At 67.9% G+C, this 23,814-nt stretch carries 25 protein-coding genes; 13 read left to right on the forward strand and 12 right to left on the reverse strand.

Annotated elements, in window-relative coordinates; genetic code table 11:
• Nucleotides 1-212: 212 nt before the first annotated feature.
• Nucleotides 213-3,461, forward strand: a complete 3,249-nt coding sequence (gene carB / locus PWS46_RS11800) for a carbamoyl-phosphate synthase large subunit (RefSeq protein WP_434615299.1) — start codon at nucleotides 213-215, stop codon at nucleotides 3,459-3,461.
• A 96-nt stretch (nucleotides 3,462-3,557) separates the two neighbouring features.
• Entirely contained in the window at nucleotides 3,558-4,031 is a 474-nt protein-coding gene (gene greA, locus PWS46_RS11805) for a transcription elongation factor GreA (RefSeq protein ID WP_085090382.1), read from the forward strand.
• A gap of 48 nt (nucleotides 4,032-4,079) precedes the next feature.
• On the opposite strand, the gene PWS46_RS11810 is transcribed toward greA, so the two are convergent.
• Nucleotides 4,080-5,009 carry a dienelactone hydrolase family protein gene (locus PWS46_RS11810; protein ID WP_434615303.1) on the reverse strand — a complete coding sequence of 310 codons (930 nt, stop codon included), beginning with the start codon at nucleotides 5,007-5,009 and terminating at the stop codon, nucleotides 4,080-4,082.
• Between the two features lie 151 nt (nucleotides 5,010-5,160).
• Here PWS46_RS11810 and chrA point away from each other — a divergent pair, with 151 nt between their 5' ends.
• Nucleotides 5,161-6,456 (forward strand): chromate efflux transporter, encoded by a 1,296-nt coding sequence (gene chrA / locus PWS46_RS11815; protein WP_434615306.1) that lies wholly within the window; start codon nucleotides 5,161-5,163, stop codon nucleotides 6,454-6,456.
• Between the two features lie 25 nt (nucleotides 6,457-6,481).
• Here the strand turns inward: chrA and PWS46_RS11820 are convergent, their stop codons facing one another.
• Nucleotides 6,482-7,048 carry an Lrp/AsnC family transcriptional regulator gene (locus PWS46_RS11820; RefSeq protein WP_012972884.1) on the reverse strand — a complete coding sequence of 189 codons (567 nt, stop codon included), beginning with the start codon at nucleotides 7,046-7,048 and terminating at the stop codon, nucleotides 6,482-6,484.
• 152 nt (nucleotides 7,049-7,200) lie between these two features.
• On the opposite strand from PWS46_RS11820, the gene PWS46_RS11825 reads away from it, so the two are divergent.
• The 3 genes from PWS46_RS11825 to PWS46_RS11835 all read left to right on the forward strand — a co-directional run bounded on the left by PWS46_RS11825 (nucleotide 7,201) and on the right by PWS46_RS11835 (nucleotide 9,722).
• Nucleotides 7,201-8,193 carry a mitochondrial fission ELM1 family protein gene (locus PWS46_RS11825; RefSeq protein ID WP_434615310.1) on the forward strand — a complete coding sequence of 331 codons (993 nt, stop codon included), beginning with the start codon at nucleotides 7,201-7,203 and terminating at the stop codon, nucleotides 8,191-8,193.
• A 158-nt stretch (nucleotides 8,194-8,351) separates the two neighbouring features.
• A complete protein-coding gene (locus PWS46_RS11830; protein WP_434615313.1) occupies nucleotides 8,352-9,008 on the forward strand; it encodes a 2OG-Fe(II) oxygenase in 657 nt (218 codons plus the stop codon).
• A gap of 78 nt (nucleotides 9,009-9,086) precedes the next feature.
• On the forward strand, nucleotides 9,087-9,722 hold the full coding sequence (locus PWS46_RS11835) for a 2OG-Fe(II) oxygenase (protein ID WP_434615316.1): 636 nt from the start codon (nucleotides 9,087-9,089) through the stop codon (nucleotides 9,720-9,722).
• A 151-nt stretch (nucleotides 9,723-9,873) separates the two neighbouring features.
• Here the strand turns inward: PWS46_RS11835 and PWS46_RS11840 are convergent, their stop codons facing one another.
• The 3 genes from PWS46_RS11840 to PWS46_RS11850 all read right to left on the reverse strand — a co-directional run bounded on the left by PWS46_RS11840 (nucleotide 9,874) and on the right by PWS46_RS11850 (nucleotide 11,471).
• Entirely contained in the window at nucleotides 9,874-10,455 is a 582-nt protein-coding gene (locus PWS46_RS11840; RefSeq protein WP_434615318.1) for a tyrosine phosphatase family protein, read from the reverse strand.
• Between the two features lie 105 nt (nucleotides 10,456-10,560).
• Nucleotides 10,561-10,698: a hypothetical protein gene (locus PWS46_RS11845; protein ID WP_158281992.1), complete on the reverse strand. Its 138-nt coding sequence runs from the start codon at nucleotides 10,696-10,698 to the stop codon at nucleotides 10,561-10,563.
• Between the two features lie 50 nt (nucleotides 10,699-10,748).
• Nucleotides 10,749-11,471 (reverse strand): tRNA-uridine aminocarboxypropyltransferase, encoded by a 723-nt coding sequence (locus PWS46_RS11850; protein ID WP_434615323.1) that lies wholly within the window; start codon nucleotides 11,469-11,471, stop codon nucleotides 10,749-10,751.
• Nucleotides 11,472-11,829: 358 nt separating this feature from the next.
• Between PWS46_RS11850 and PWS46_RS11855 the strand changes: the two genes are divergently transcribed.
• Nucleotides 11,830-12,024 carry a hypothetical protein gene (locus tag PWS46_RS11855; protein ID WP_085090390.1) on the forward strand — a complete coding sequence of 65 codons (195 nt, stop codon included), beginning with the start codon at nucleotides 11,830-11,832 and terminating at the stop codon, nucleotides 12,022-12,024.
• Nucleotides 12,025-12,032: 8 nt separating this feature from the next.
• Here PWS46_RS11855 and PWS46_RS11860 read toward each other — a convergent pair whose 3' ends face one another.
• Together PWS46_RS11860 and PWS46_RS11865 are read right to left on the reverse strand one after the other, a co-directional pair.
• Nucleotides 12,033-12,971 carry an ImuA family protein gene (locus tag PWS46_RS11860; RefSeq protein WP_434615326.1) on the reverse strand — a complete coding sequence of 313 codons (939 nt, stop codon included), beginning with the start codon at nucleotides 12,969-12,971 and terminating at the stop codon, nucleotides 12,033-12,035.
• Between the two features lie 125 nt (nucleotides 12,972-13,096).
• Nucleotides 13,097-13,537 (reverse strand): SH3 domain-containing protein, encoded by a 441-nt coding sequence (locus PWS46_RS11865; RefSeq protein ID WP_434615329.1) that lies wholly within the window; start codon nucleotides 13,535-13,537, stop codon nucleotides 13,097-13,099.
• Between the two features lie 273 nt (nucleotides 13,538-13,810).
• Between PWS46_RS11865 and PWS46_RS11870 the strand changes: the two genes are divergently transcribed.
• Nucleotides 13,811-14,623, forward strand: coding sequence for an EF-hand domain-containing protein (locus PWS46_RS11870; protein ID WP_434615332.1), 813 nt, complete (start codon nucleotides 13,811-13,813; stop codon nucleotides 14,621-14,623).
• Between the two features lie 97 nt (nucleotides 14,624-14,720).
• Here the strand turns inward: PWS46_RS11870 and hemN are convergent, their stop codons facing one another.
• The 3 genes from hemN to nhaA form a co-directional block, all read right to left on the reverse strand.
• Nucleotides 14,721-16,133 carry an oxygen-independent coproporphyrinogen III oxidase gene (gene hemN / locus PWS46_RS11875; protein WP_434615335.1) on the reverse strand — a complete coding sequence of 471 codons (1,413 nt, stop codon included), beginning with the start codon at nucleotides 16,131-16,133 and terminating at the stop codon, nucleotides 14,721-14,723.
• A gap of 67 nt (nucleotides 16,134-16,200) precedes the next feature.
• Nucleotides 16,201-16,638 carry a DUF4112 domain-containing protein gene (locus PWS46_RS11880; RefSeq protein ID WP_434615338.1) on the reverse strand — a complete coding sequence of 146 codons (438 nt, stop codon included), beginning with the start codon at nucleotides 16,636-16,638 and terminating at the stop codon, nucleotides 16,201-16,203.
• A 161-nt stretch (nucleotides 16,639-16,799) separates the two neighbouring features.
• Complete coding sequence (gene nhaA / locus PWS46_RS11885) at nucleotides 16,800-18,002, reverse strand: Na+/H+ antiporter NhaA (protein ID WP_434615341.1); 1,203 nt, start codon at nucleotides 18,000-18,002, stop codon at nucleotides 16,800-16,802.
• Nucleotides 18,003-18,362: 360 nt separating this feature from the next.
• Here nhaA and PWS46_RS11890 point away from each other — a divergent pair, with 360 nt between their 5' ends.
• Both PWS46_RS11890 and PWS46_RS11895 read left to right on the forward strand, forming a co-directional pair.
• Nucleotides 18,363-18,614, forward strand: a complete 252-nt coding sequence (locus PWS46_RS11890) for a hypothetical protein (RefSeq protein WP_434615344.1) — start codon at nucleotides 18,363-18,365, stop codon at nucleotides 18,612-18,614.
• Between the two features lie 189 nt (nucleotides 18,615-18,803).
• The gene (locus PWS46_RS11895; RefSeq protein ID WP_434615347.1) at nucleotides 18,804-19,523 is read left to right on the forward strand and encodes a TerC family protein; all 720 of its coding nucleotides are present in this window, start codon (nucleotides 18,804-18,806) and stop codon (nucleotides 19,521-19,523) included.
• Between the two features lie 43 nt (nucleotides 19,524-19,566).
• Here the strand turns inward: PWS46_RS11895 and PWS46_RS11900 are convergent, their stop codons facing one another.
• A complete protein-coding gene (locus PWS46_RS11900; protein ID WP_434615350.1) occupies nucleotides 19,567-20,049 on the reverse strand; it encodes a CBS domain-containing protein in 483 nt (160 codons plus the stop codon).
• 46 nt (nucleotides 20,050-20,095) lie between these two features.
• Nucleotides 20,096-21,310 (reverse strand): YbfB/YjiJ family MFS transporter, encoded by a 1,215-nt coding sequence (locus PWS46_RS11905; protein WP_434615353.1) that lies wholly within the window; start codon nucleotides 21,308-21,310, stop codon nucleotides 20,096-20,098.
• 177 nt (nucleotides 21,311-21,487) lie between these two features.
• Between PWS46_RS11905 and PWS46_RS11910 the strand changes: the two genes are divergently transcribed.
• From PWS46_RS11910 to PWS46_RS11920, 3 genes are all read left to right on the forward strand, one after another.
• On the forward strand, nucleotides 21,488-22,447 hold the full coding sequence (locus PWS46_RS11910; RefSeq protein WP_434615356.1) for a LysR substrate-binding domain-containing protein: 960 nt from the start codon (nucleotides 21,488-21,490) through the stop codon (nucleotides 22,445-22,447).
• A gap of 86 nt (nucleotides 22,448-22,533) precedes the next feature.
• Nucleotides 22,534-22,866, forward strand: a complete 333-nt coding sequence (fdxA, locus tag PWS46_RS11915) for a ferredoxin FdxA (protein WP_434619986.1) — start codon at nucleotides 22,534-22,536, stop codon at nucleotides 22,864-22,866.
• 352 nt (nucleotides 22,867-23,218) lie between these two features.
• Complete coding sequence (locus tag PWS46_RS11920) at nucleotides 23,219-23,719, forward strand: CarD family transcriptional regulator (RefSeq protein WP_014248912.1); 501 nt, start codon at nucleotides 23,219-23,221, stop codon at nucleotides 23,717-23,719.
• Nucleotides 23,720-23,814 lie beyond the last annotated feature (95 nt).

Genomic DNA, 23,814 nt, shown 5'->3' on the forward strand with positions numbered 1-23,814 from the left:
GTCCCTTTCCCCATCGGTTCAAGGGCCGCATGGGCCGGAACTGCCCTGCCCGAGATTCAGTCATGCGAGGGTGACATCCATGCCACCCCTTCCCCCCCGGCCCGGAACCCCCTATAAGGGGGCCTTGCACGACATGCCCATCCCCGCTCTCCGTCTCCGGTCCTCCGGCGCCGGGGGGTTTTCGGCTGACCACACTTCAGAGAAGCGGACCCATGCCCAAACGCACCGACATCAAATCCATCTGCATCATCGGCGCGGGTCCGATCGTCATCGGACAGGCTTGCGAGTTCGACTATTCCGGCGTTCAGGCGTGCAAGGCGCTGCGCGAGGAAGGCTATCGGGTCATCCTCGTCAACTCCAACCCGGCCACCATCATGACCGACCCCGGTCTGGCCGACGCCACCTACATCGAGCCGATCACCCCGGCCGTCGTCGCCAAGATCCTGGAGAAGGAGCGTCCCGACGCGCTTCTGCCGACCATGGGCGGCCAGACCGCGCTGAACACGGCGATGGCGCTGTCCGACGACGGCACGCTGGAGCGGCTCGGCGTTGAGATGATCGGCGCCAAGCGCGACGTCATCGCCAAGGCCGAGGACCGCATCCTGTTCCGCGACGCCATGGACAAGCTCGGCCTCGAATCGCCGAAGTCGCGCATGGTCCGCACGCTGGACGAGGGCATGGAGGCGCTGGAACTGGTGGGCCTGCCGGCCATCATCCGTCCCAGCTTCACGCTGGCCGGCACCGGCGGCGGCATCGCCTACAACCGGGCGGAGTTCGAGGACATCGTGCGCGGCGGCCTGCGCGCCAGCCCGGTCGGCGAGGTGCTGATCGAGGAATCGGTGCTGGGCTGGAAGGAATACGAGATGGAGGTCGTGCGCGACGGCGCCGACAACTGCATCATCGTCTGCGCCATCGAGAACATCGATCCGATGGGCGTCCACACCGGCGACTCGATCACGGTCGCGCCGGCGCTGACGCTGACCGATAAAGAATACCAGATCATGCGCAACGCCTCGATCGCGGTGCTGCGCGAGATCGGCGTGGACACCGGCGGGTCGAACGTCCAGTTCGCGGTCAACCCGGCCAACGGCCGCCTGATCGTCATCGAGATGAACCCGCGCGTGTCGCGCTCCTCGGCGCTGGCGTCGAAGGCCACCGGCTTCCCGATCGCCAAGATCGCCGCCAAGCTGGCCGTCGGCTACCGCCTGGACGAGCTGACCAACGACATCACCGGCACCACGCCCGCGAGCTTCGAGCCGACGATCGACTATGTCGTCACCAAGATGCCGCGCTTCACCTTCGAGAAGTTCAAGGGCTCCGAGCCGCTGCTGACCACCTCGATGAAGTCGGTGGGCGAGGCGATGTCGATCGGCCGCACCTTCCAGGAATCGGTGCAGAAGGCGCTGCGCTCGATGGAGACCGGCCTGACCGGCTTCAACGAGGTCAAGATCGGCACCGACGAGACGCCTGACCGCACCGCCATCCGCGGCGCTCTCGCCACCCCGACGCCCGACCGCCTGCTGGTGATCGCCCAGGCCTTCCGCCACGGCTTCACCATCGACGAGGTGCAGGCCGTCTCCAAGTACGACCCCTGGTTCCTGGAGCAGATCAAGGAGATCACCGACCGCGAGGCGGCGATCCGCGACGGCGGCCTGCCGACCGACAAGGCCGGCTGGCTGAAGCTGAAGCAGATGGGCTTCTCCGACGCCCGTCTGGCCGAGCTGGCCAAGACCAGCGAGGCGGCGGTCGCCGCGGCGCGCCGCATGGCCGGCGTCACCCCGGTCTACAAGCGCATCGACACCTGCGCCGCCGAATTCGCCTCCGCCACCCCCTACATGTACTCGACCTACGAGACCGACGGGACCGGCGAGGCGGAGTGCGAGTCGGAGCCGACCGACAAGCGCAAGGTCGTCATCCTCGGCGGCGGCCCGAACCGCATCGGCCAGGGCATCGAGTTCGACTATTGCTGCGTCCATGCCGTCTACGCCCTGCAGGAGGCCGGCATCGAGACCATCATGGTCAACTGCAACCCGGAGACCGTCTCCACCGACTACGACACTGCCGACCGCCTGTATTTCGAGCCGCTGACGGCCGAGGACGTGGTGGAACTGGTGCGGGTCGAGCAGCGCAACGGCACCGTGCTGGGCTGCATCGTGCAGTTCGGCGGCCAGACCCCGCTGAAGCTCGCCGCCGCCCTTGAAGCCGCCGGCATTCCGATCCTGGGCACCTCGCCCGACGCCATCGATCTGGCCGAGGACCGCGAACGCTTCCAGAAGCTGCTGCACGAGCTGAACCTGAAGCAGCCGGCCAACGGCCTCGCCCGCTCGCTGGAAGAGGCCGAGGCGGTCGCCACCCGCATCGGCTTCCCGGTCGTCATCCGCCCGTCCTACGTGCTGGGCGGCCGGGCGATGGAGATCGTCCACGACATGGCCGGGCTCCAGCGCTACATGGGCACCGCGGTGCAGGTGTCGGGCAAGAACCCGGTGCTGATCGACAGCTATCTGCAGGATGCCATCGAGGTCGACGTCGACGTCGTCTGCGACGGCGAGCAGGTCTATGTCGCCGGTGTGATGGAGCACATCGAGGAGGCCGGCATCCATTCCGGCGACAGCGCCTGCGCCCTGCCGCCCTACACGCTGCCGGCCGACACCGTCGCCGAGATCAACCGCCAGTCGGACGCGCTCGCCCATGCGCTGAAGGTGGTCGGCCTGATGAACGTGCAGTTCGCGGTCAAGGACGGCACCGTCTACATCCTGGAGGTCAACCCGCGCGCCAGCCGCACGGTGCCCTTCGTCGCCAAGGCCACCGGCACCGCCATCGCCAAGATCGCCGCCCGCGTCATGGCCGGCGAGAAGCTGTCCGCCTTCACCCTGAACGGCCCGACCCCGCCGCACACCGCGGTCAAGGAAGCGGTCTTCCCCTTCGCCCGCTTCCCCGGCGTCGACATCGTGCTGGGTCCGGAGATGAAGTCGACGGGCGAGGTCATGGGCCTCGACCACAACTTCGCGCTGGCCTTCGCCAAGGCGCAGCTCGGCGCCGGCGTGACCCTGCCGGTCAAGGGCAGCGTCTTCGTCTCGGTCAAGGACCACGACAAGCCGGCGCTGGCGGTGATCTCCAAGAAGCTGCACGAGATGGGCTTCCGCATCCTCGCCACGTCCGGCACCGCCAAGGTGCTGAGCGACGCCGGCGTGCCGGCGGAGACCATCAACAAGGTGGTGGAAGGCCAGCCGCACATCGTCGACGCCATGATCAACGGCGACGTGCATCTGGTCATCAACACCACGGAAGGCGCCCAGGCGCTGGCCGACAGCTTCAGTCTGCGTCGCACCGCGCTGACCTACAACATTCCGTATTACACCACCGTGGCGGGAGCACGCGCGGCGGTGGAAGCGATTGCCGCACTCCGGAACGGCAGCCTTGAAGTCGCCCCGTTGCAGTCGTACCTTAGCGGATCGTATTAAGGACGGACGACGGCGCGGCGGACCTCCTCCGCGCCGTCTTCGTCCTTGATGTCGCTTTGGACAGGTCGAACGACTGCAAGCGGTGATGGACCGAACATGGAAAAAGTTCCGATGACAGCGGCGGGCTTCAACCGCCTCCAGGAGGAATTGAAGCACCTTAAGATCACCGAACGCCCGGCGGTCATCAAAGCCATCGCGGAAGCCCGCGAACATGGCGACCTTTCGGAAAACGCCGAGTATCACGCGGCGCGCGAACGTCAGAGCTTCATCGAAGGCCGCGTGCTGGAGCTTGAGGACAAGATCAGCCGTGCCGAGGTCATCGACCCGGCCAAGCTGACCGGCAACACCGTGAAGTTCGGTGCGACCGTGACCCTGGCCGACCAGGACACGGACGAGGAGACGACCTATCAGATCGTCGGCCAGGACGAGAGCGACATCAAGAACCGCCTTCTGTCGATCCAGGCGCCGCTGGCCCGCGCCCTGATCAACAAGGCCGTCGGCGACAGCGTGGAGGTCTCCACCCCCGGCGGCTCCAAGCTGTACGAGATCGTTTCGGTCGAGTTCCGTTGATGATGCCTCCCCCTCTCCCCGCGTGGGAGAGGGGACATCAGGCGCACATCACCCCCTGAGCTTCTCCTTGAAGAACTCCATCACCCGCCGGATCGCGTCCGAGCGGGCGTCTTCGTTCGTGCCGACATGGGCGGTGCCGCCGGGAGCGGTGGCGAGGTCCTGGCGCTTGCGCACCGGGGCGTCCGGCGCATCGAAGCCGTGATAGGCGTCGGGATAGACCACCAGATCGACCTTGTCCTTGACCCCGTCGCGGCCGGCCAGCTCGATGCAGGCCTGCGGCGGCGTCCAGTCGTCCTTGCCGCCGACCAGCAGCATCAGCGGGCCGTCGGGCTGCCAGTCCTCGTTGCTCAGCGGCGCCCTGCAGCCGGGATAGAAGGCCACGGCGGCGCGGAAGCCGCCCTCTTCCGTCCCGGCCGGCCCATCCTCGCCGGCACCATAGGCGGCCAACACAGTGCTCGCCCCCTGCGACCAGCCGATCAGGCCGATGCGTTCATGATCGACCTCCGGCCGCTTGCGCAGGAAGGCCAGCGCCCCCCAGGCGTCGCGCATGCGCTCCCGTGTGGCACGGACGGTGCGGTCCTTCAGCGCGGTGGTGCAGACCTCCTCCACGTCGCGCGGGCCGAAGCTGTCGACCATCAGCACCTCGAAGCCCTGCCGTTGCAGGTGGGTCGCCCACCAGACATGGCGCGGCGATACCCGGCCGCTGCGGGCATAGAGGCCGCCGCAGCCGTGCAGCATGACCACCGCCGGATGCGGGCCGTTGCCGGCCGGCCGCAGCAGCCGTCCACTCAACATCGTCGGCGCCCCGCCGGTCAAATCCCCGTCGGCGGAGGGAAAGCGCACGATCTCTTCGGCATGGACACCGACGGCGGCCTGCGCCGGCCCCGCCAGCGCCAATTGTCCAAGAACGGTCAACCCGACACCGGCACACAGCGCCGCGCCCAACACAGCGGCGCGACCGCGGGCGGAAGCCTTCATTCTGCAACGTCCCCGACGTCCGGCGCCGGCCACGACGGCGGCGCTCGCGGTTGCAATATTAATCCTCCGCGCTGCGGAAGACCATGGGCGCCCCGCAATTGTCTCCGGGCCGGCTGCCTTGCGGCGGCGTTTGCGCTAGGCTTGCGGGACCATGAGCGATTCTCCACCCCTCCGCCCTTCCTTCGGCGCCTTCTGCCTTTATTGGCTGCGGCTTGGGCTGACCAGCTTCGGCGGGCCGGCCGGGCAGATCGCGATGATGCAGGGCGAACTGGTCGACCGCCGCCGCTGGATCGACCAGACACGGTTCCTGCATGCGCTGAACTTCTGCATGCTGCTGCCGGGCCCGGAGGCGCAGCAGCTCGCCACCTACATCGGCTGGCGGATGTATGGTGTGCGCGGCGGGCTGGTGGCGGGCGGGCTGTTCGTGCTGCCGGGTGCGCTGGTCCTGCTGGCCCTGTCCTGGATCGCCGCCGCCCATGGCGACACCGGGCTGGTCGGCGCCCTGTTCGACGGCATCAAGCCGGCGGTGGTGGCGATCATCGCCGCCGCGGTCTGGCGGATGGGCCGCCGCACGCTGAAGGGACCGGCGGCCGTCGCAATGGCCGGTTCCGCCTTCCTGGCGCTGTTCACGCTGCACCTGCCCTTCCCGCTGGTCATCGGTGCCGCAGCGGTGATCGGCGGCATGGCGGCGCGCCTGGGCCGCCACTGGTTCGCCCACCCGCATCCGCTGGCAGACGGCGATGCCGACCCGGCGGAGGCGCCGCAGGGGCGCAGCCGGCTACCGACCCTGCTGGCTCTGTTCGTGCTGCTGTGGCTGCTTCCGGTCGGGGCGGTCGTGCTGACCTTCGGCGCCGATCCCTGGCGCGGCATCGCGGCGCTGTTCACCAAGGCGGCCTTCGTCACCTTCGGCGGCGCCTATGCCGTGCTGCCCTACATCGCCGGGCAGGCGGTGGATGCCTATGGCTGGCTCGGCCCGCGCGAGATGGTCGACGGCCTGGCGTTGGCCGAGACGACTCCGGGGCCGCTGATCCTGGTCACGCAATATGTCGGCTTCTTCGCCGGCTGGAACCGGCCGGGCGCCCTGTCGCCGGCGCTGGCGGGAGTGCTGGGGGGGGCGCTGACGACCTACGTCACCTTCCTGCCCTGCTTCCTGTTCATCTTCGCCGGCGCGCCTTATGTGGAGCGGCTGATTCACAACCGTCTGGCCACGGGGGCGCTGGCCGCCATCGCCGCGGCGGTGGTGGGGGTGATCCTGAACCTGGGCGTCTATCTGGGGATGGCGGTGCTGCTGCCGGGCGGCCAAACGGCCGGGCACATGATCTGGACCTGGGCGATCATGCTGGTCGCGCTCTATGCGCTGACCCGCCGCAACATGGCGATCCACTGGGTGGTGCTGGGGGGAGCGGCGGCGGGCCTGCTCCAGGCGCTCGCCGCATCTTCCCTTTAGCGAGGCTTCGACGCCCCGGCCCCGCTCAGCGCCGAGTGGCGCGGGCGGGCGTCTCGGCCTCGTCCTCGACGAAATCCTCGTCCTCGTCGTCCTCGGTCCCTTCCGGGATGTCGGGCGAATCGACGTCGATCGGAACGCCGGGGGTGTGCTTGCTGGTGCGGATCGACAGGGCCGACTTCACATGGGCGACATTGGGCGCCGCCGTCAGCTTGGTCGTCAGGAAGCGCTGGTAGTCGTCCCAGTCCTCCGCCACGATCTTCAGGACGAAATCATATTCGCCGGCCAGCATGTTGCACTCACGCACCAGCGGCCAGCTGTTGACGAGCTCCTCGAATTTCTTTAGGTCCGCTTCGGCCTGGCTGCTGAGGCCGACCTGGGCGAACACCGTGACGCCGAACCCCAGTGCATCGGGGTTGACGTCGGCGTGGTAGCCACGGATGAATCCCGCCTCCTCCAGCGCGCGGACGCGGCGCAGGCAGGGCGGAGCGGAGATGCCGGCACGTCGGGCAAGCTCCACGTTGGTCATCCGGCCGTCGTTCTGCAGATCGCGCAGAATCCGACGGTCAATTCGGTCGAGTTTGACCCGCCGCATGGTTTACTCGGTCGCTCCGGGGATGATTTGGAGAAAGGATATTACACGGGCATGGTGTCTACGCCAAGACGGAAACCCCCGCAAGGGCGAGCAACCCGGATATCGGTCTTTTCGCCGCAATCCCCTTCGCAGCCTCAACGATCCGGGTTCTCATGCAACCTTTGACCTGCTGGCCCCTTACCTGCTGGGTCGTGTCGGACGGCAAGGCCGGCATGGAAAACCAGTGCATCGGTCTGGCGGAGTCGCTTGGCCTGACGCCGGTCGTCAAGCGCGTCCACCTGCGCACGCCCTGGCGCCAGCTGACCCCCTACTGGCGCATCGGCAACCGCTTCGCCGCCGGTCCGAAGGGCGATCCGGTGGAGCCGCCCTGGCCCGACCTGCTGATCGGCACCGGGCGGCAGTCCATCGCCGTCTCGCTGGCGGTGCGCCGCCAGTCGGGCGGCCGCACCTTCACCGTCCAGATCCAGGATCCGGTGATGAACCCGCGGCATTTCGATCTGGTCGTCGTGCCGCGCCACGACAAGCTGCGCGGCGACAATGTGCTGGTGACCCGCGGTGCCCTGCACCGGGTGACTCCCGCCATCCTGGCCGACGCGGCACAGCGATTCGCACCGAAGCTGGCCCATCTGCCGCACCCGCGCATCGCCGTGCTGATCGGCGGCGACAACGGCGTCTACCGCCTGACGCCCACCATCATGGGCGACGTGGCCGAACGGCTGGCCAACCTGACGCGCAGCCACGGCGCCGGGCTGATGGTCACCCCGTCGCGCCGCACCGGCGCCGACAACGAGGCGATCCTGCGCGCCCGCCTGTCCGGCCTGCCGGCGGAGGTGTGGGACGGCACCGGCGAGAATCCTTACTTCGCCTATCTCGGTTTGGCGGATGCGGTGGTGGTGACCTGCGACAGCGTGTCGATGACGTCGGAGGCCTGCTCCACCGGCAAGCCTGTCTATGTGATCGAGCTGGAGGGCGGGTCGCCCAAGTTCCGCGCCTTCCATGACGGGCTGTACCAGGACGGCATCACGCGGCCCTTCGACGGCTCGCTGGACCAGTGGAGCTATCCGCCGCTGAACGAGACGGAGGTGGTGGCCGACGAGGTGCGGCGCCGCCTGCCCCTGCACCGAAAGCGCTTCGGCCTGTCCTGACGACGCCGGCGGGGTGCGGCGCGACCAATGCGCGCACCCCGCTGGTAAGACCGGTTTGGGTGCGGAGTTCCGCCGTGGGCCATGCCATAAGCGCTGGCGAACCGGCCGTCTCCAAAAGCGCGGTCCGGGGCCGTCCTTCCATCCGGAACCTCGCCGCCATGACCACCCCCGACGCCGTTTCCGCCTCCTTCCTGCGTTGCCTGGAAAACAGCCGGCTGTTCGACCGGCCGTACAATCACTGGCTGCTGACCGAGGCTCTGCCGGCCGAGTCCGCCGACGCCATCGCCGACCTGCCCTGGGGGCCGCCCCCGGTGTCCGATACCTACGGCAAGCGCGAGACCAACAATGCGTCGCGCACCTATTTCGGCGAGGAGAACCGCGCGAAGTACGCGGTGTGCGAAACGGTGGCCCAGGCCTTCCAGAGCCGCCCGGTGGTGGACGCCATTCAGAAGACCTGCAACGTCGACCTGACCGGCACCAGCCTGCGCATCGAATATTGCCAGGACACCGACGGCTTCTGGCTGGAGCCGCACACCGACATCGGCGTCAAGAAATACACGATGCTGATCTATCTCTCGAAGGGGCCGAACTGCTCGCACTGGGGCACCGACGTGCTGGACGAGAGCCGGACGGTCGTCGCCCGCGCGCCCTACGCCTTCAACGAGGGGCTGATCTTCATCCCCGGAAGCAATACTTGGCATGGCTTCGAGAAACGTTCGATCGACGGCGTGCGCAAATCGATCATCGTCAACTATGTCGGCCCCGAATGGCGGGCGCGGCAAGAATTGTGCTTCCCCGACAAACCTGTTGCATAAAACTTCCGTCGTGATTAAGTGACGCCGGTTTTGGGGGGCAAAGCCATCGTCGGCATGCTCTTTGGGAGTTCCGTAGCCATGTCCATGCTTGATCTGGACAAATTCCGCGCCACCCCCCTGCAGCACGACCCGTATGATTTCCTGTGCGTTCCGGGTTTCGTGAAGCGGGAGTTTCTTGAAGAGCTGCACCGCGACTATCCCAAGGTCGACAAGCCAGGTTCGATCCCGCTGGGCGTCTTCCCGCAGGGGCCGAGCTTCGACCGGATGATCGCCGAGTTGAAGGGGCCGGAGGTCTGCAAGGCCTTTTCCGACAAGTTCGATCTGGATCTGTCGAAATACCCGACCATGTTCACGGCACGCGGCATGTGCCGGGCGACCGACGGCAAGATCCATCCGGATTCGGCCAGCAAGGTCATCACCGTGCTGATCTACATGAACCCGCCCTGGGAGGCGACCGGCGGCCGCCTGCGCATCCTGCGCTCCCAGAACCTGGAGGATTACGCCGCCGAGGTCCCGCCGGAGGAAGGCACCCTGATGTGCTTCCGCCGCAGCGACACCTCCTGGCACGGGCATTACCCCTTCGAAGGCCAGCGCCGCGCCATCCAGATGAACTGGGTCAAGGGCAGCGTCTATATCTGGCACGAACAGTGGCGCCACCGCATCGGCGCCTGGGCGAAGGGCGTCTTCGGCGGCCAGCAGTCGGCAGGCTATTGAGGACGGTGGGTTTTTAGGGCCGATTATTAGCCGTCATCCCCGCGAAGGCGGGGATCCAGGAAACTCCGCATTCAAGCGGCTGAAGCGACTGGATTCCCGCCTTCGCGGGAATGACGGCCGAAAGACGTGAAACTCAGAAGGACCGCGCCCCTCAGTCGATCAGATCCTCGACCTCGCGGATGCGGCCATTGTCGATCATGAACTGGACCAGTTCCGGGCGCTGCTTACCCAGCTTGCGGTGACGCTGGCGGACGGCGGCGATCAGATCGCCGTTGCGGCCGAGGATGTCGTCGGCGAACTCGATCATGCGCAGGTTGGGCCAGGTCTGGGCGCGGATGGCGACCACCGTCCCCACCGCGTCGGCCGCCGGAAGGTCGGGGCGCGCCTGGGCCAGGATCATGGTCAGCGCTGCGGTGGAGCGCGACACGCCGGCATGGCAGTGGACCAGCAGATGGCGGCAATCCACCGGCTCGGCCAGCAGGTCGCGGCCGAAGGCCAGGATGCGCTCCACATCGGACCGTTCCGGCGCGATCTGGCCGCGGGTCGGTTCGATGATGTCGTGGAAGCGCAGTTCCAGCCGCTCATGCTCGCCGTAATCGCCGAACTCGCTCGGCTCCGTCATCTCGGGATCGAGGATGGACAGGACATGGCTGACCTTGCCGCCGCCGAAATTGCAAAGCTCGCTGAGACCGCAGACGGTCAGGCCGAAAGGCACGAAATCGCTGGCCATCATTCTCTCGTTCGATTGCGGAGGAAAGGAAACGAAGCGCTGGGGAGCCGTATTTGGCACCCGGCGCCGTAGCGCCGTCAACCCGGCAGCCCTGTCAAAGAATTCAGGTCAAAGAATGTTGAACAGGTAGAGCAGGAGGATGACGGGGATCGGAATGCCGACCAGCCACAGCAGAATACCGCGCACGAAGCCTCTCCTTCCGTCGTTGCAACGGGCGATCCGGCCGGCCGGCGCCGGCCCTCTCACCCGTTACAACGGCTCAGGCCGCCGGTTGGTTGCAGCCCAGCGAACGGCGCTCAGGCCCCGTCACCCCCCTCGCCGTCGGCAACCGCCGGGGCGGCATCCTCGCCGGCCGGCGGCGTCGGCTGCATGGGCGTCGGGCGCGGACGGCGGGTGCGCAGTTTCTTCAGCAGCAGCGAGAAGGGCTTCAGCGCGGTGTCCATGATGGTCTGGTCACCCTCCAGCCGCGACAGCAGGAAGGCGCCGGCTTCCAGGGTGGAGACGCTGTCGCGCCGCGGCTCCTTGCGCGCCTGCCCATAAAGCGAGCGGAACTGCGGGTTCAGCACGATGCGGCGGCATTTCAGCAGCCACGCATTGCGCCACCACAGGGTCTTGGCCTGGCTCCAGGTGCCGTCCAGGACGATGACGCCCTCCAGATCGTCCAGGATGTCGGCGCTGCCGCGGAGCGGCTGGCCGTCCTTGTCGACCACCGCCACCTCCGGCCGGGGAGCGCCGCCATCCTTCACCGGGCCGAGATACAGCACGCCCCAGCGCTTGGGATCGACCTCCCGCCCCAGGATGCGCTTCAGACCCGGCCAGCTCAGCCCGACCTTCACCATCGAATTGGCGAACTGCAGATGGGCGATCTGGGCGGTGCCCAGATTTTCCCGCTTCTCCTGCGGGTGCTGCAGAATCAGCAGGAACACGCCGTTGTCGATTGGCTGCACTGCCTCGCAAATGCACAGGTGATTAGGTTTTAGGCAGGTCGGGCAGGAATCGGGGGCGGGGGCGCTGTGCATGGGAGGTACGCATTCCTTGAAGGGGATTGGCCCCGAATATGGGTTGGAACGGCACGGAAGGGAACACATCTCACACGGGACGGCGGCGATGCCCGATCGAAGGGCGAAGACCGCCACGGCGTGTACGACAGATCCCCCGAAAGTCCCTCGTGTCATACCGGTTCATGTGGGTTCAAGTGGCTTCGTATAAACCGTTTGTAGAGACTTCGTCGTGTGTCATGGAACTCGTGTGACGCGCTTAACAGCTGGCCTGGAACTTGCGTAGTTATTATCCAGGCAAACAGGACGACGGGTGGGCCAGGACCGGCCTTGTCAGGCTGATCCGCGGTGCCATCCGGCGCTCAGAAGGAGACCTGCCATGCTGCCCGCCCACCTTGCCGACCGCCTGCTGAAGCAGCGCCGCGATGCCGACAGCGCGGAATTCGCCCGTCAGCTGCCGCTTTACGCCCCGCTGGATGCACCATTGGACGCGGATGACCCGCGCTGGATGACCGAGCCGGACGGGTCGGAGCAGCCCGCCCGCCGCGAACCGGATTGGGCCACCAACTACTGATCCGACGCTCAGCGCGCGATAGCCGGTTTGCGGTGATCCGACAAACGACCCTGTCGGTTGTCGGACATCGAGTCCAGGGCCATCGAGTCCAGGGCCATCGAATGCCGGGCCGGCCATAGCCCCGAGTCGCGTCGCGCGGCCTGCCCAAGGCCGCTTCCATCCTCTTTCCCCACGTCGCGCCAGCTCTCTCCGTCCCAGGCGAGGGTCCAGTGGCCTGGGCGACCGCCACGGCAACGCTCCAGCGCGACGGACCAGCGCGGCTCTCCCAGCCCCGGCGGGCCTCCGGCCGGGCGCGGGGCCGCATCCTCTTCACCATCCAGGCTGGGTGCCGCAGTCAGGCGCCAGCGGGTCACCGCGGCGCTGAGCCCTTCCGTCCGCCGGCCCTCCGCCAGCCGGCCGCGTCCACTCGATGCGCCAGCGCTCACATCCAGCAGGAAGCCGGTCACCCCCGACGACTCGGCGGCGAGTTGCAGCCGCCGGCTGGCGGTGAGGTCCAGCCCCTCCAACTCGCCCAGCACCGCCGACAGGGCGGAGCAGCGCAGCGCCTCCTCCATCGCCCACAGCGCATCGACCGGCCGTACCGCCCGCACCGCCACCAGCCGGTCCGGCGTCAGCCCAAAGGCCGCCAGCCCCGGGGCATACAGGTCGCGCCCGCGCAGGATCCACAGCGCCGGCGTCCTCGGCGTCGCCAGCCGGGCCAGCAGCGCCGCGGCGAAACCGGTGCCCGCCCCCGGATCCTGCGCCGCCACCGCATGCAGGCAGCCCAGCGGCAGCCCGCCGTCCGGCAGATGGCCGTCAACCGCGTCGATGCCGAACGGCAGGATCCTTCCCCCCTCCCCGCCCGCCCCCTCGATCCGCCGGATACGCGCGCGCAGGTCGGCCAGCACGCCGGCACGATCGCGCGGCGCAGCCTCCGCGGATGGGGAAGGGGACGGCAGGACAGGCATGACTCGGCTCCGCTCGACAGGTATATGTTCCTGATATGTTCTATCATGAAGCCATGTCGAGAGGGAGTCTGCGACTCCTGTCTTGTTCTGTGACCGATTGCCCGAGGGCTCGCCGACCCCTCAGGTCAGTTGGCGATGGGGGTGACGCCAATCTTGCTGCGCGGGGCGGCCTTGATGGTCGGGCCGGCATTGTCGGTCGGCTTCGCCAGGGTGGTGGAGGTGCCGCGGGTGCCACGCGGCGTGTTGCCCTTCAGGCTGAGCAGATGCAGCCGGACATAGGCGGTGGACCCGCCGGCCTTCACCGCCACCCAATCGCTGTTGCGCACCCGGCCCAGCGTGGTCACCGCCTGCCCGGCCCCCAGCGTGGCGACGACGCCCGCACCGGCGGACGGCTGGGCGCGCAGCGGCGTCGGCCTGTCCACCTGCCATTCCCCATAGATCGGTTCCAGCCCGGTCCCGGTATCCGGCGCGGTGCGCACGGTCGGCGGATTCGGAATCCGCTGGTACGGCATGCAGCCGGGAACCATCAGCGTGGCCAGGGCCACCATCAGCGGAAGGGAACGCACACGCCGGATCATCGCTCACCTTGAGTATGGATCGGTGCTTCGCGGGGAGGCTATGGGAAAGGCCGCGGACCTTCGGCGCGACCATACAGGAGGTGCCCCCCTCTTCGCCACCGCAGCACGCCCAACTTCGTTATGCGCTTTTTGGGGCACGTTGCCCGCCCCCCGAAAAGATTAGCGCAAATCCAATCTTTTCCGCACCGCTTCAGCGCAGGAGTCCCGCCGCACGCCGCGTATCTTGACCATCACGACGGCACCTTGCGAGGGCATCCGGCCATGATCTCTTCCCTCGGCAGTTCCAGCAGCGCGGCGACGCTCCAGAAATTCTTCTCCAAGGCGGATGCCAACAGCGATTCGTCGCTGTCCAAGGACGAGCTTCTCGGTGCGCTCGGCGGCACCTCGGCCGCGTCCGACAGCGACACGCTGTCCTCGGCGGTCGACGGCCTGATCGGCAGCCTGGACAGCGACAAGAACGGCTCGCTCAGCGCGACGGAGTTCAGCTCCTTCTCCAGCCAGTTCGACTATGGCAGCGGCAGCACCCTGCTGGCGGCTCAGGAACAGGCGAGCGCGATGCAGCAGCAGTTCGCGCAGAACCTCTATTCCAGCCTGGACAGCGACAGCAGCGGCGGCATCAGCGCCGACGAACTGACCTCCGCCCTCACCTCAGCCGGCCAGTCGTCGACCGACGCCTCGTCGCTGTTCAGCAGCCTCGACAGCGACGAGGACGGATCGATTTCCCAGGACGAGCTGAGCAGCGCGCTGAAGGAGGCCGACGCCAACCGCCCGCCGCCGCCTCCCCCGCCGCCCGCCAACGACAGCGGCACGGCCGGCGCTTCGGAGAACACGTCCGACAGCAGCACCGCGTCGGCAACGTCCTCCGCCTCGTCTTCGGGAAGCACCGCGTCGGCGGGCGGCACGACCAGCTACGATCCGCTGGACACCAACAAGGACGGCTATGTGTCGGAACAGGAACGGATGGCCGCCTATGGCGGCGGCACGCAGCAGCAGGCGGGCGGCGTGACGTCCAACCGCCTCAGCGGCGACATGCTGCGGACATTGATGCAGGGCATCAACGAGGTTGCCGCGTAGCCTTGTGGGTTCGGATGCGCGGCACGGGAAAAGGCGGTCGGCGGGTGGCGCCGGCCGCCTTTTCTTTTTGAAGAACGGCCCTCAAACAGCGCGGTCCTCAGACCGCCCGGCTGTGCCGCCCGGCGCCCTTGGACAGGTGGGTGTCGAAACGGGCGGCGACGATGCGCATCAGGGGGCGGGCGCTCTCCGGCACATGGACGCGCCGGCCCTCCACCACCGCGACGCCGTCGGCGACCAGATCGGCCATGCCCTCCAATTCCGCGTCGAAGGCCGACTCTGCCAGCCCGTGAGCCTGGGCGATGGCGGCGGTGTCGACCGACAGGTCGCACATCAGCCGCATGATCAGGTCGCGCCGCACCTTGTCGTCCGTGGTCAGCGCGATGCCCTTTCCGGTGGGCAGGCGGCCTTCCTCGATGGCGGTGGCGTAATGGTCGAAGGGCACGGCGTTCTGCACATAGCCCTGCGGCAGCGCGCCGATGGAGGAGGAGCCGAAGCCCAGCAGCACCTCGGCGTCGTCGGTGGTGTAGCCCTGGAAGTTGCGGCCCAGCCGCCCTTCCTCCTGCTGCACCGCCAGTTCGTCGCCGGGACGGGCGAAATGGTCGAGGCCGATGGCGCTGTAGCCGGCGGCGGCCAGCGTGTCGCCGATGGCGGCGAACTGCTCCCAACGGCCGAGCGAACCGGCCAGCACCGACTCGTCGATCTTCTTCTGATGGGTCTTCATCCACGGCACATGGGCGTAGCCGAAGACCGACAGCCGGTCGGGCGCCATCTCCAGCGCGATCTCGGCGGAGCGGGTGACGCTCTCCACCGACTGGTGCGGCAGGCCGTACATCAGGTCGAGGTTGACGCTGGTGATGCCGGCGTTCTTCAGCCAGGCCAGCGCCTGTTCGGTGACGGCGCGCGGCTGGACGCGGTTGATCGCCTGCTGCACCGTCTCGTCGAAATCCTGCACGCCCAGCGAGGCGCGGTTGACGCCGGCACGGCCCAGCGCCGCCGCCATCTCCGCCGTCAGGGTGCGGGGGTCGATCTCCACCGCCAGTTCGGCATCGGTGGCGACGTCGAAGCGGGTGCGCAGCAGCGCGATGATCGCCTCGAAATCGTCCGGCGCCATCATGGTCGGGGTGCCGCCGCCGAAATGGATGTGGCGCACCGCCAGCCGGCCGGGAACGCGCTCCGCCACCATGGCGATCTCGCGCCGCAGATGGCCGAGATACTCGGCGATCGGCTCGTAGCGCGCGACGATCTTGGTGTGGCAGCCGCAGTACCAGCACATCTTCTGGCAGAAGGGAATGTGCAGGTAGAGCGAACCCGAGCGGGTGGGATCGATCGCCTCCAGCCAGCCGCCATAGACGTCGCCGTTCACCTCGGGCGTGAAGTGCGGCGCGGTCGGGTAGCTGGTGTAACGCGGCACCCGCAGCCCGTCATACTTGGCGAGCAGCGCGGGATCGACACCGTGGGAACGGGACGGGGCGGGGGCCGGCTTTACGGCCAGGGCGGTGATGGCGTTCATGAGCGACAGGTTGCCGCAGTCCCCCCACCCCTGCCTTGATCCACGTCAAGATCGCGAGGGCGCCGTTTCAGCGCTTGGCGGCGGCGGCGGCCAGACGCTGTTCCAGATGCTCGTGCAGCAGGTTCAGGTTGATCCGGTTGGCCTTGAAGGCGATGTCGAAAACGGTGCCCAGCACCGGGACCGATCCGCCGGCCCAATCCAGCAGGACGTTGAAGACCATGCGCGCCACCAGCGTCTTGGGCAGGTCGAAACGGGCGGCTTCCATGATGATGTAGGCGGACACCAGCGCGGTCGCGGTGTCGCCCGCCACCGGCACCAGACTGGCGATGCCGTCCAGCCCGACCGGGATGCGGGTGAAGGGGATGTGCCAGCGGCTGTCCATCAGGCGGGACAGGCGGCGCAGCCGCTCCAGCCGCTGGAAGTCGATGGGGACCGAGCTGCCGGACCCGCCCGGCGGAGGATCTTCGGCAACGGTGCGCCGGCGTGTGCGGATGGCGTCGATCATCGCATGTCCCCCCGATCTGTCGGTCCCGCGCCTGCCGCGCGATTCCCCACGAATGAAGAACCACCCAGCACGTCCACGGTTCCGGAGCACCGGAACAAAGTTCGCGCACCGAACAGATGTCATCAACAACTATCTTTGTCGATAACCTTTTCCGATCGACATCAGGTCGCCCGCGCCGCCGCCCGCTCCCGCTTGGTGCCGGCGACATAGAGCAGGCCGTAGCCGACCAGCGCCGAGGCGAGCGAGCCGGTCAGCACCCCCAGCCGCACCGCCACCGCATGCTGCGGGTCGGCGAAGGCCAGCGTGCCGATGAACAGGCTCATGGTGAAGCCGATGCCGGTCAGCACGGCGACTCCATAGAGCTGGCCCCAGCTGGCCCGCGCCGGCCGCTCGACCACGCCGATATGCACGGCGATCCACACGGCGAGGAACACGCCCACCTGCTTGCCCACGAATAGGCCGAGCGCGATGCCCAGCGGTACCGGCTCCAGCAGGCTGGCGGGGGTGATGCCGTCCAGCGGCACGCCGGCATTGGCCAGCGCGAAGACCGGCATGATGAGGAAGGCGACCCAGGGATGCAGCGCATGCTCCAGGCAATAGAGCGGCGCATCCTCCGCCCGCTTGCCGTCCGGCCCCTTGACCCGCAGGGGGATGGCGAAAGCCAGGACGACGCCGGCCAGCGTGGCGTGGATGCCCGATTTCAGCACGCACACCCACAGCACCAGTCCCAGCAGCAGATAGGGCGTCAGCGAGCGCACCCCGGCCCGGTTCAGCAGCCAGAGCCCGACCGCCGATGCCGCCGCCAGCCCCAGCGCCATCGGCACCAGCCCGTGGCTGTAGAAGACGGCGATGATCACGATGGCGCCCAGATCGTCCATGATCGCCAACGCCAGCAGGAAAACGCGCAGGCTGGCCGGCACCCGGTTGCCCAGCAGGGCCAGCACGCCGAGGGCGAAGGCGATGTCGGTGGCCGCCGGGATCGCCCAGCCCTGCAGGGCGCCCGGTTCGGCCTGTGCGAACAGGCAATAGACCAGCGCTGGCACCGCCATGCCGCCCACGGCCGCGATGCCCGGCAGCATCGCCTTGGCCGGGCTGGACAATTCACCCTCCAGCACCTCGCGCTTGATCTCCAGCCCGACCAGCAGGAAGAAGATCGCCATCAGCCCGTCGTTGATCCACAGGATCAGCGGCTTGTCCAAGCCGACGCCGCCCGCCGTCACCGCCAGCTTCGTTGCCAGGATCGAATCGTACAGCGGGGCCGCCGGCGAGTTCGCCCACAACAGGGCGAGCACCGCCGCAATCATCAGGACCACGCCGCTGGCGCTTTCGGTTTTCAGGAAGGTGGCGAGGCGTCCAAGCGTCATCGCGTCTCGTCTTTCCGGTCTGTTGGTCGAATTCGAAGGGTCTCGGAACGGAACACATGGGTCCGCAACGCTTCCGTTGGAAGATGCCCGAGGTGAAATTGCCGGAGAAAAATGCCAACGCAGAGCATCGCGGCGAAGTGACGCGCTTCTGCATCTAAGCTGCTGCCGGCACTCCCATTTTCCGGATCGAATACTTGGGACCGCTGACGCTTATGCCGTTTGGTCGCTGGCGACGCCGGGGCGCGGCCAACACAATACAGGCAACACAGCAAAGCCGCGGGCATCGGTCGTCGCAAGACGGATGAGCCGGCGGCTTGGGGCAAGGCCGGAAAACGGCCGCCCGTTCCGGAGGAAACGACCATGACCACGCTTTACTGCGCCTGCTGCGGCAGGCCCTTCGTCCGCACGTCCGCAAGGGGACCGGCGCCCATCTATTGCTCCCAGGATTGCCGGCTTCAGATGGCGATCCGCCGGCGTGCCTGGAGTGATCGGGTGAGCCGCGACAGGACGGCCACCCGGCAGACCGTCGAGCGGCACGAGGTGGAGCCGGCCCCCTTCGGCCGCCTCCCCGCCGCAGCGGGCGGACAGCGGACTGCAGCCACCTGGAGGTGAGACGTACCGCCCCCCGGATCAGCGGCAAGAGGGCGGTAAGACCGGGGAAGAGTGGCGGAAAAATGGAACTGGCCCCTCTTGCAGCGGGCCGAAGCCGACCTCATGTGCTCGCGGTCACGCTGGCACCCCGCGGTGCCGGCGCGCCTTTCACTGACCGCGCATCACCGACCGCCGGAGCCCCGCCCCTTCATGCTCGACCTGCTCGCCGACCCGAATGTCTGGGCCAGCCTTCTGACGTTGACCGCGTTGGAGATCGTGCTGGGCATCGACAACATCATCTTCATCTCGATCATGGCGTCGAAGCTGCCGCCCGAACGGCAGCACAGCGCGCGCCGCGTCGGCCTGGCGCTGGCGCTGATCACCCGTCTGGCGCTGCTGGCCTCCATCGCCTGGGTGGCGCAGCTGACCCAGCCGCTGTTCACCGTCGCCGGCTGGGAGGTGTCGGGCCGCGACCTGATCCTGATCCTGGGCGGCCTGTTCCTGCTGGCCAAGGGCACGCTGGAGATCCACCACACCGTCGAAGGCCATGAGGAGAGCGGATCGGCGCCCAAGCACGCCACCTTCACCTCGGTGGTCGTCCAGATCATGTTCCTGGACATCGTCTTCTCGCTCGACAGTGTCATCACCGCCGTCGGCATGTCCGACCATCTGCCGGTGATGATCGCCGCCGTCGTCATCGCCATGGCGGTGATGCTGTTCGCCTCCGGCCCGGTCGGCGACTTCGTCAACCGTCACACCACGGTGAAGATGCTGGCGCTGTCCTTCCTGCTGCTGGTCGGCGTGGCGCTGGTGGCGGACGGCGTCGGCTTCCACATCCCCAAGGGCTATCTGTACTTCGCCATCGCCTTCTCCGCCCTGGTGGAGGCGCTGAACCTGATGGCCCGGCGCAAGCAGAGCCCGGGGCACTGACGGCGAAGGGGGGACGCCCGTCCCGGCGCCCCCCATTTCTCCCTCACGCCTCGGCGCGTTCGGCCATCATGTGCTCGTAGGCGACCTTGAACAGGTCGCGGATCGACACGATGCCGACCGCGCGCTTGCCCTGGGTGATCGGCAGGTGGCGGTAATGCTTGTCGTGCATCAGCTTCAGCGCGTCGACCGCGTCGGCGTCGGGCGGCAGGCTGTCGGGGTTGCGGGTCATCACCGCGCCGACCTCCACCGCCGACGGGTCGAGGTCCTTGGACAGCACCTTGTTGTTCAGGTCGCGTTCGGTGACGATGCCGATCAGGGCGCCGTGATCGACCACCAGCACCGCGCCGATGTTCTTGTCGGCCATCATCTTCGACACGGTGGCGACGGAGGTATCCTCCGGCACCAGGATCAGCTCCTGCGACTTCACGACGTCCGGAACCAGCTTGCGTTTCATGACTCCCCCGATGATCTGGTTGTTGTGGACCAGACTGTAGCCAAAGCGGACGATCGGGGAGAACAACGGCATTGCAGCAAACCCGGCGCCGATTGTCGCAGGCAGATCTTTCGAATACTTACGAAGTTTTTGGGGACGTGTAAGCCGACCCCGCCGACGCCTTCCGGCCGGCGATCACCATGCCCAGCACCAGCAGCAGCGTGCCCAGCACCACCGCGACGGCGGCACCCAGCAGCGCGGCGTTGAAGCTGCCGGTGTGCGTCACCACCAGCCCGGCCGGCAGCGGCCCGATGATCTGCCCCAGCCCATAGGCGGCGGTCAGCGCCCCGACCACCCGCGCCGAGGCTCCGCCCGAAAGCTGCCGCCCCAGCGCGAAGGCCTGCGACACGATCCCGACGAAGGTGCCGCCGAACAGCAGGGCCGAGACCACCGACGCGGTGGGCGATCCGGTCATCGGCAGCAGGATGGCCACCGTCTGCGTCAGATGCGCCAGGATCAGCGACCACCAGCTGTTGGTGCGCCGGGCGACCGCCGCCCAGAACACCCCGGCGCCCATCGCCCCGATGCCGACCACCATCCAGGCGGCTTCGCCCACCGCGGCGGTGCCGGGATCGGTCTTCAGGATCGACACCAGGAAGGTGGCCGACACGATGTAGCCGCCACCCTCCAGGAAATAGGCGAGCGTCAGCAGCAGCAGCGGTGCCGACAGCCCGCCCGCCCGCGCCGGGGCGGCACCCTCCGCCTTGGCGGCCATGGCATGGTGCAGCGGCGGCGGATCGCGCACCCAGAGGCCGGGCATCAGCCCCAGCACGGCGCAGATCGCCCCCAATGCCAGCCAATCGCCGTCCCAGCCCAGCCGCCCGCCGAACAGCGCGACGAACAGCCCGGATGCGGCGATGCCCACCCCGATCCCGGTATAGAGCCAGCCGGCCAGCCGCTCCCCGCCGCCGCGGGTCAGCGTGTCCAGCACCATGGCGATGCCCAGGATGAAGATGCCGGCGCTCGACACCCCCGACAGGAAACGCAGGACCAGCCAGACCGGCATCGCCTGCCCGGCGTCACCCAGGTCGAGCCCCATCGCCGCGGTGGTGGCGACGCTGACCAGCAGCGACAGCCGGAAAACGGCGGTGCGCATGGCACCGTGCGGCACCAACCCGGCCCCCAGCGCGCCGATGAAATATCCCAGATAGTTGAGCGAGGCGAGCAGCCCCGCCCCGTCGGCCCGCAGCCCGGTGGCGTCCTGCATCGCCGGCAGGATCGGGGTGAAGGCGAAGCGCGCAACCCCCATCGCGATGGCAAGCCCGATCAGGCCGCCAACCAGCACCCGAACCATGATCCACGCCCTCTCGGTTTTTCAGCCGGCTCTTTTGATCAGCAACCGTTCGGCCGGCCGATTGATTTGGCCTCCATCATGGCCGCGGCACTGCCCTCATTTCCAATGAATTGTTCTGATGATAAGCTCCACTCCGAGTGATGGGTGCCATGCACCGACGGTTGGGGAGATGTTGCTATGGATCTGGCCGGTTTGCGGGTGGTGAAGGCGGTGGCCGACACCGGCAGCGTCAGCCGGGCGGCGGAGGCGCTGAACTGCGTACAGTCCAATGTCACCGCGCGGATCAAGCGGCTGGAGGAGGATTTGGGCGTCGACCTGTTCCTGCGCCTCAGCCGCGGGATGGAACCGACGCCGGCCGGCCGGGTGCTCAGCGGCTATGCCGACCGGGTGCTGCGGCTGGTCGCCCAGGCCCGCGATGCGGTGGCGGAGGCGGCCGGGCGCGGCGGCCGGCTGGCGGTGGGCAGCATGGAATCGACCGCCGCGGTGCGGTTGCCGCCGATCCTGGCGCGCTTTCACCGCGACCATCCCGACGTGGAGCTGACCATCACCCCCGGTCCGACCGAGACCCTGCTGACCGAGGTGCTGGCCGGGCGGCTCGACGGCGCCTTCGTCGGCGGCGAGGTGGCGCATCCCGACCTGATCGCCCGCCGCATCTTCGACGAGGAGCTGGTGCTGGCCGAACCGGCGGCCGGGCTGACCACCGACAGCGCGCGCCGCACCCTGATCGCCTTCGGCCGGGCCTGCGCCTATCGCGGCCGGGCGGAGATGGCGATGCGCGAGGCCGGGCGCGTGCCCTTCCGCGTCATGGAGTTCGGCGCGCTGGACGCCATCCTGGGCTGCGTCGGCGCCGGCATGGGGGTGACCGTCATCCCGCGCTCGGTGGTGGAACGCGATCCCTGGCGCGAGTTGCTGGTCGCCCGGCCGCTGCCGCAAGCGCTGGGCCGCATGCCGACGCAGTTCGTGCGCCGCACCGACGCCATTGAGACCGCCAGCCTGCGCGCCTTTCTCGAAGCCTTCTCCGGGGACACCGCTTCCGTTGCCCATTTGCCCATTCCCCTTTTGAGAGAGGCCGCCACGGGTGCGACAGGGTCGCCCACATCACGCGCAGGGTTGAACGGCTCGTCCGCGGCATGCTAGGCAGGCGCGGGTTGGCCATCCGGCCCGGTGCCATGCGCGTGCCCAGTCCCGCCGGCATCGCCGGCCGGAACAGCGGAGAAGAGATCATGCCCTACGTCGTCACCGACGGCTGCATCAAGTGCAAGTACACCGACTGCGTCGAAGTCTGCCCCGTGGATTGCTTCTACGAGGGTGAGAACATGCTGGTCATCCACCCGGACGAGTGCATCGACTGCGGCGTGTGCGAGCCGGAATGCCCGGCCGAGGCGATCGTCCCCGATACCGACGACCGCGCGACCAAGTGGCTGGAGATGAACCGCGACTATTCCGGCCAGTGGCCGAACATCACCCGCAAGAAGGACGCGCCGGCGGACGCCGACGAGTTCAAGGGCGTCGACGGCAAGTTCGAGAAGTACTTCTCCCCGAAGGCGGGCGGCTGAGGCCGGACCAGCGGATGCGGCCCGGCTATTCCGAGTCGGGCTGCATCAACCGATTGCACTCCCCGATGTTGCTATGCAAAATCGACGGGGCGGCCATGGCCGGGCGATGGACGATTTCCGCCCGGTAGGTTGCGCGTTCCCTTTGTAACTCGGGCGTAACATCGCTATAATGCGCGACCGGAGCCGGCCTCCGCGCCATTGCCGGTTTTCCCTACGCTCCAGGACCTGTGGCTTTTGTGATCGTCGTGGATGGGTCCCATCCCCACGGCGCCATAACTGTCCGGGGTCCTTTTTCGTCCCTTCCACCGGGGCGGCAAAATGGCGTGATCGCGAGAAGTGAGAGCCAATCCAAATGTCGAACAAGCTTGACTTCGAAGCCGGTGACTTCGTCGTTTATCCGGCTCATGGCGTCGGTCGGGTCGAAGGGATCGAGACCCACAGCATCGCCGGACTCGAGGTTCAACTCTACGCGATCACGTTCGAGAAAGAGCGCATGACGCTCAAGGTTCCGGTCACCAAGGCCCGCAACGCCGGCCTGCGCCGCCTGTCCTCCAAGGACCGCATCAAGGTCGCGCTGGAGACTCTGCAGGGCCGGTCGCGCGTCCGCCGTACGATGTGGAGCCGCCGCGCCCAGGAGTATGAGGCCAAGATCAACTCCGGCGATCCGGTGTCGATCGCCGAGGTGGTGCGCGACCTGTACCGCGGCGCCGACCAGTCCGACCAGTCCTACAGCGAGCGCCAGATCTATCAGGCCGCCCTGGAGCGTCTGGCCCGCGAACTGGCCGCCGTCGAGAAGATCGACGAGACCAAGGCGACGGAGCGTCTGGAATCGGTGCTGTCCAAGGCCGCCTGAGTCCAGGTCTCGGTTGCCGGCCTCCACATAGCCGTTTGTGACACGAACGGGCGCGCGGCTGCTACGTCACGCCGCGCGCCCGTCTCGTTTTTCGC

The organism is Azospirillum sp. B2RO_4, from assembly GCF_051124815.1.
Taxonomy (GTDB): domain Bacteria; phylum Pseudomonadota; class Alphaproteobacteria; order Azospirillales; family Azospirillaceae; genus Azospirillum.

Coding starts and splice junctions, on each gene's coding strand:
- PWS46_RS11920 (WP_014248912.1), top strand. CDS start 23,219: ATGTCGAACAAGCTTGACTTCGAAGCCGGTGACTTCGTCGTTTATCCG.
- PWS46_RS11860 (WP_434615326.1), bottom strand. CDS start 12,971: ATGCCTGTCCTGCCGTCCCCTTCCCCATCCGCGGAGGCTGCGCCGCGC.
- PWS46_RS11855 (WP_085090390.1), top strand. CDS start 11,830: ATGCTGCCCGCCCACCTTGCCGACCGCCTGCTGAAGCAGCGCCGCGAT.
- carB (WP_434615299.1), top strand. CDS start 213: ATGCCCAAACGCACCGACATCAAATCCATCTGCATCATCGGCGCGGGT.
- PWS46_RS11890 (WP_434615344.1), top strand. CDS start 18,363: ATGACCACGCTTTACTGCGCCTGCTGCGGCAGGCCCTTCGTCCGCACG.
- PWS46_RS11895 (WP_434615347.1), top strand. CDS start 18,804: ATGCTCGACCTGCTCGCCGACCCGAATGTCTGGGCCAGCCTTCTGACG.
- greA (WP_085090382.1), top strand. CDS start 3,558: ATGGAAAAAGTTCCGATGACAGCGGCGGGCTTCAACCGCCTCCAGGAG.
- PWS46_RS11825 (WP_434615310.1), top strand. CDS start 7,201: ATGCAACCTTTGACCTGCTGGCCCCTTACCTGCTGGGTCGTGTCGGAC.
- chrA (WP_434615306.1), top strand. CDS start 5,161: ATGAGCGATTCTCCACCCCTCCGCCCTTCCTTCGGCGCCTTCTGCCTT.
- PWS46_RS11835 (WP_434615316.1), top strand. CDS start 9,087: ATGTCCATGCTTGATCTGGACAAATTCCGCGCCACCCCCCTGCAGCAC.
- PWS46_RS11810 (WP_434615303.1), bottom strand. CDS start 5,009: ATGAAGGCTTCCGCCCGCGGTCGCGCCGCTGTGTTGGGCGCGGCGCTG.
- fdxA (WP_434619986.1), top strand. CDS start 22,534: ATGCCCTACGTCGTCACCGACGGCTGCATCAAGTGCAAGTACACCGAC.
- PWS46_RS11870 (WP_434615332.1), top strand. CDS start 13,811: ATGATCTCTTCCCTCGGCAGTTCCAGCAGCGCGGCGACGCTCCAGAAA.
- PWS46_RS11820 (WP_012972884.1), bottom strand. CDS start 7,048: ATGCGGCGGGTCAAACTCGACCGAATTGACCGTCGGATTCTGCGCGAT.
- PWS46_RS11840 (WP_434615318.1), bottom strand. CDS start 10,455: ATGATGGCCAGCGATTTCGTGCCTTTCGGCCTGACCGTCTGCGGTCTC.
- PWS46_RS11905 (WP_434615353.1), bottom strand. CDS start 21,310: ATGGTTCGGGTGCTGGTTGGCGGCCTGATCGGGCTTGCCATCGCGATG.
- PWS46_RS11830 (WP_434615313.1), top strand. CDS start 8,352: ATGACCACCCCCGACGCCGTTTCCGCCTCCTTCCTGCGTTGCCTGGAA.
- PWS46_RS11900 (WP_434615350.1), bottom strand. CDS start 20,049: ATGCCGTTGTTCTCCCCGATCGTCCGCTTTGGCTACAGTCTGGTCCAC.
- PWS46_RS11880 (WP_434615338.1), bottom strand. CDS start 16,638: ATGATCGACGCCATCCGCACACGCCGGCGCACCGTTGCCGAAGATCCT.
- hemN (WP_434615335.1), bottom strand. CDS start 16,133: ATGAACGCCATCACCGCCCTGGCCGTAAAGCCGGCCCCCGCCCCGTCC.
- PWS46_RS11910 (WP_434615356.1), top strand. CDS start 21,488: ATGGATCTGGCCGGTTTGCGGGTGGTGAAGGCGGTGGCCGACACCGGC.
- nhaA (WP_434615341.1), bottom strand. CDS start 18,002: ATGACGCTTGGACGCCTCGCCACCTTCCTGAAAACCGAAAGCGCCAGC.
- PWS46_RS11850 (WP_434615323.1), bottom strand. CDS start 11,471: ATGCACAGCGCCCCCGCCCCCGATTCCTGCCCGACCTGCCTAAAACCT.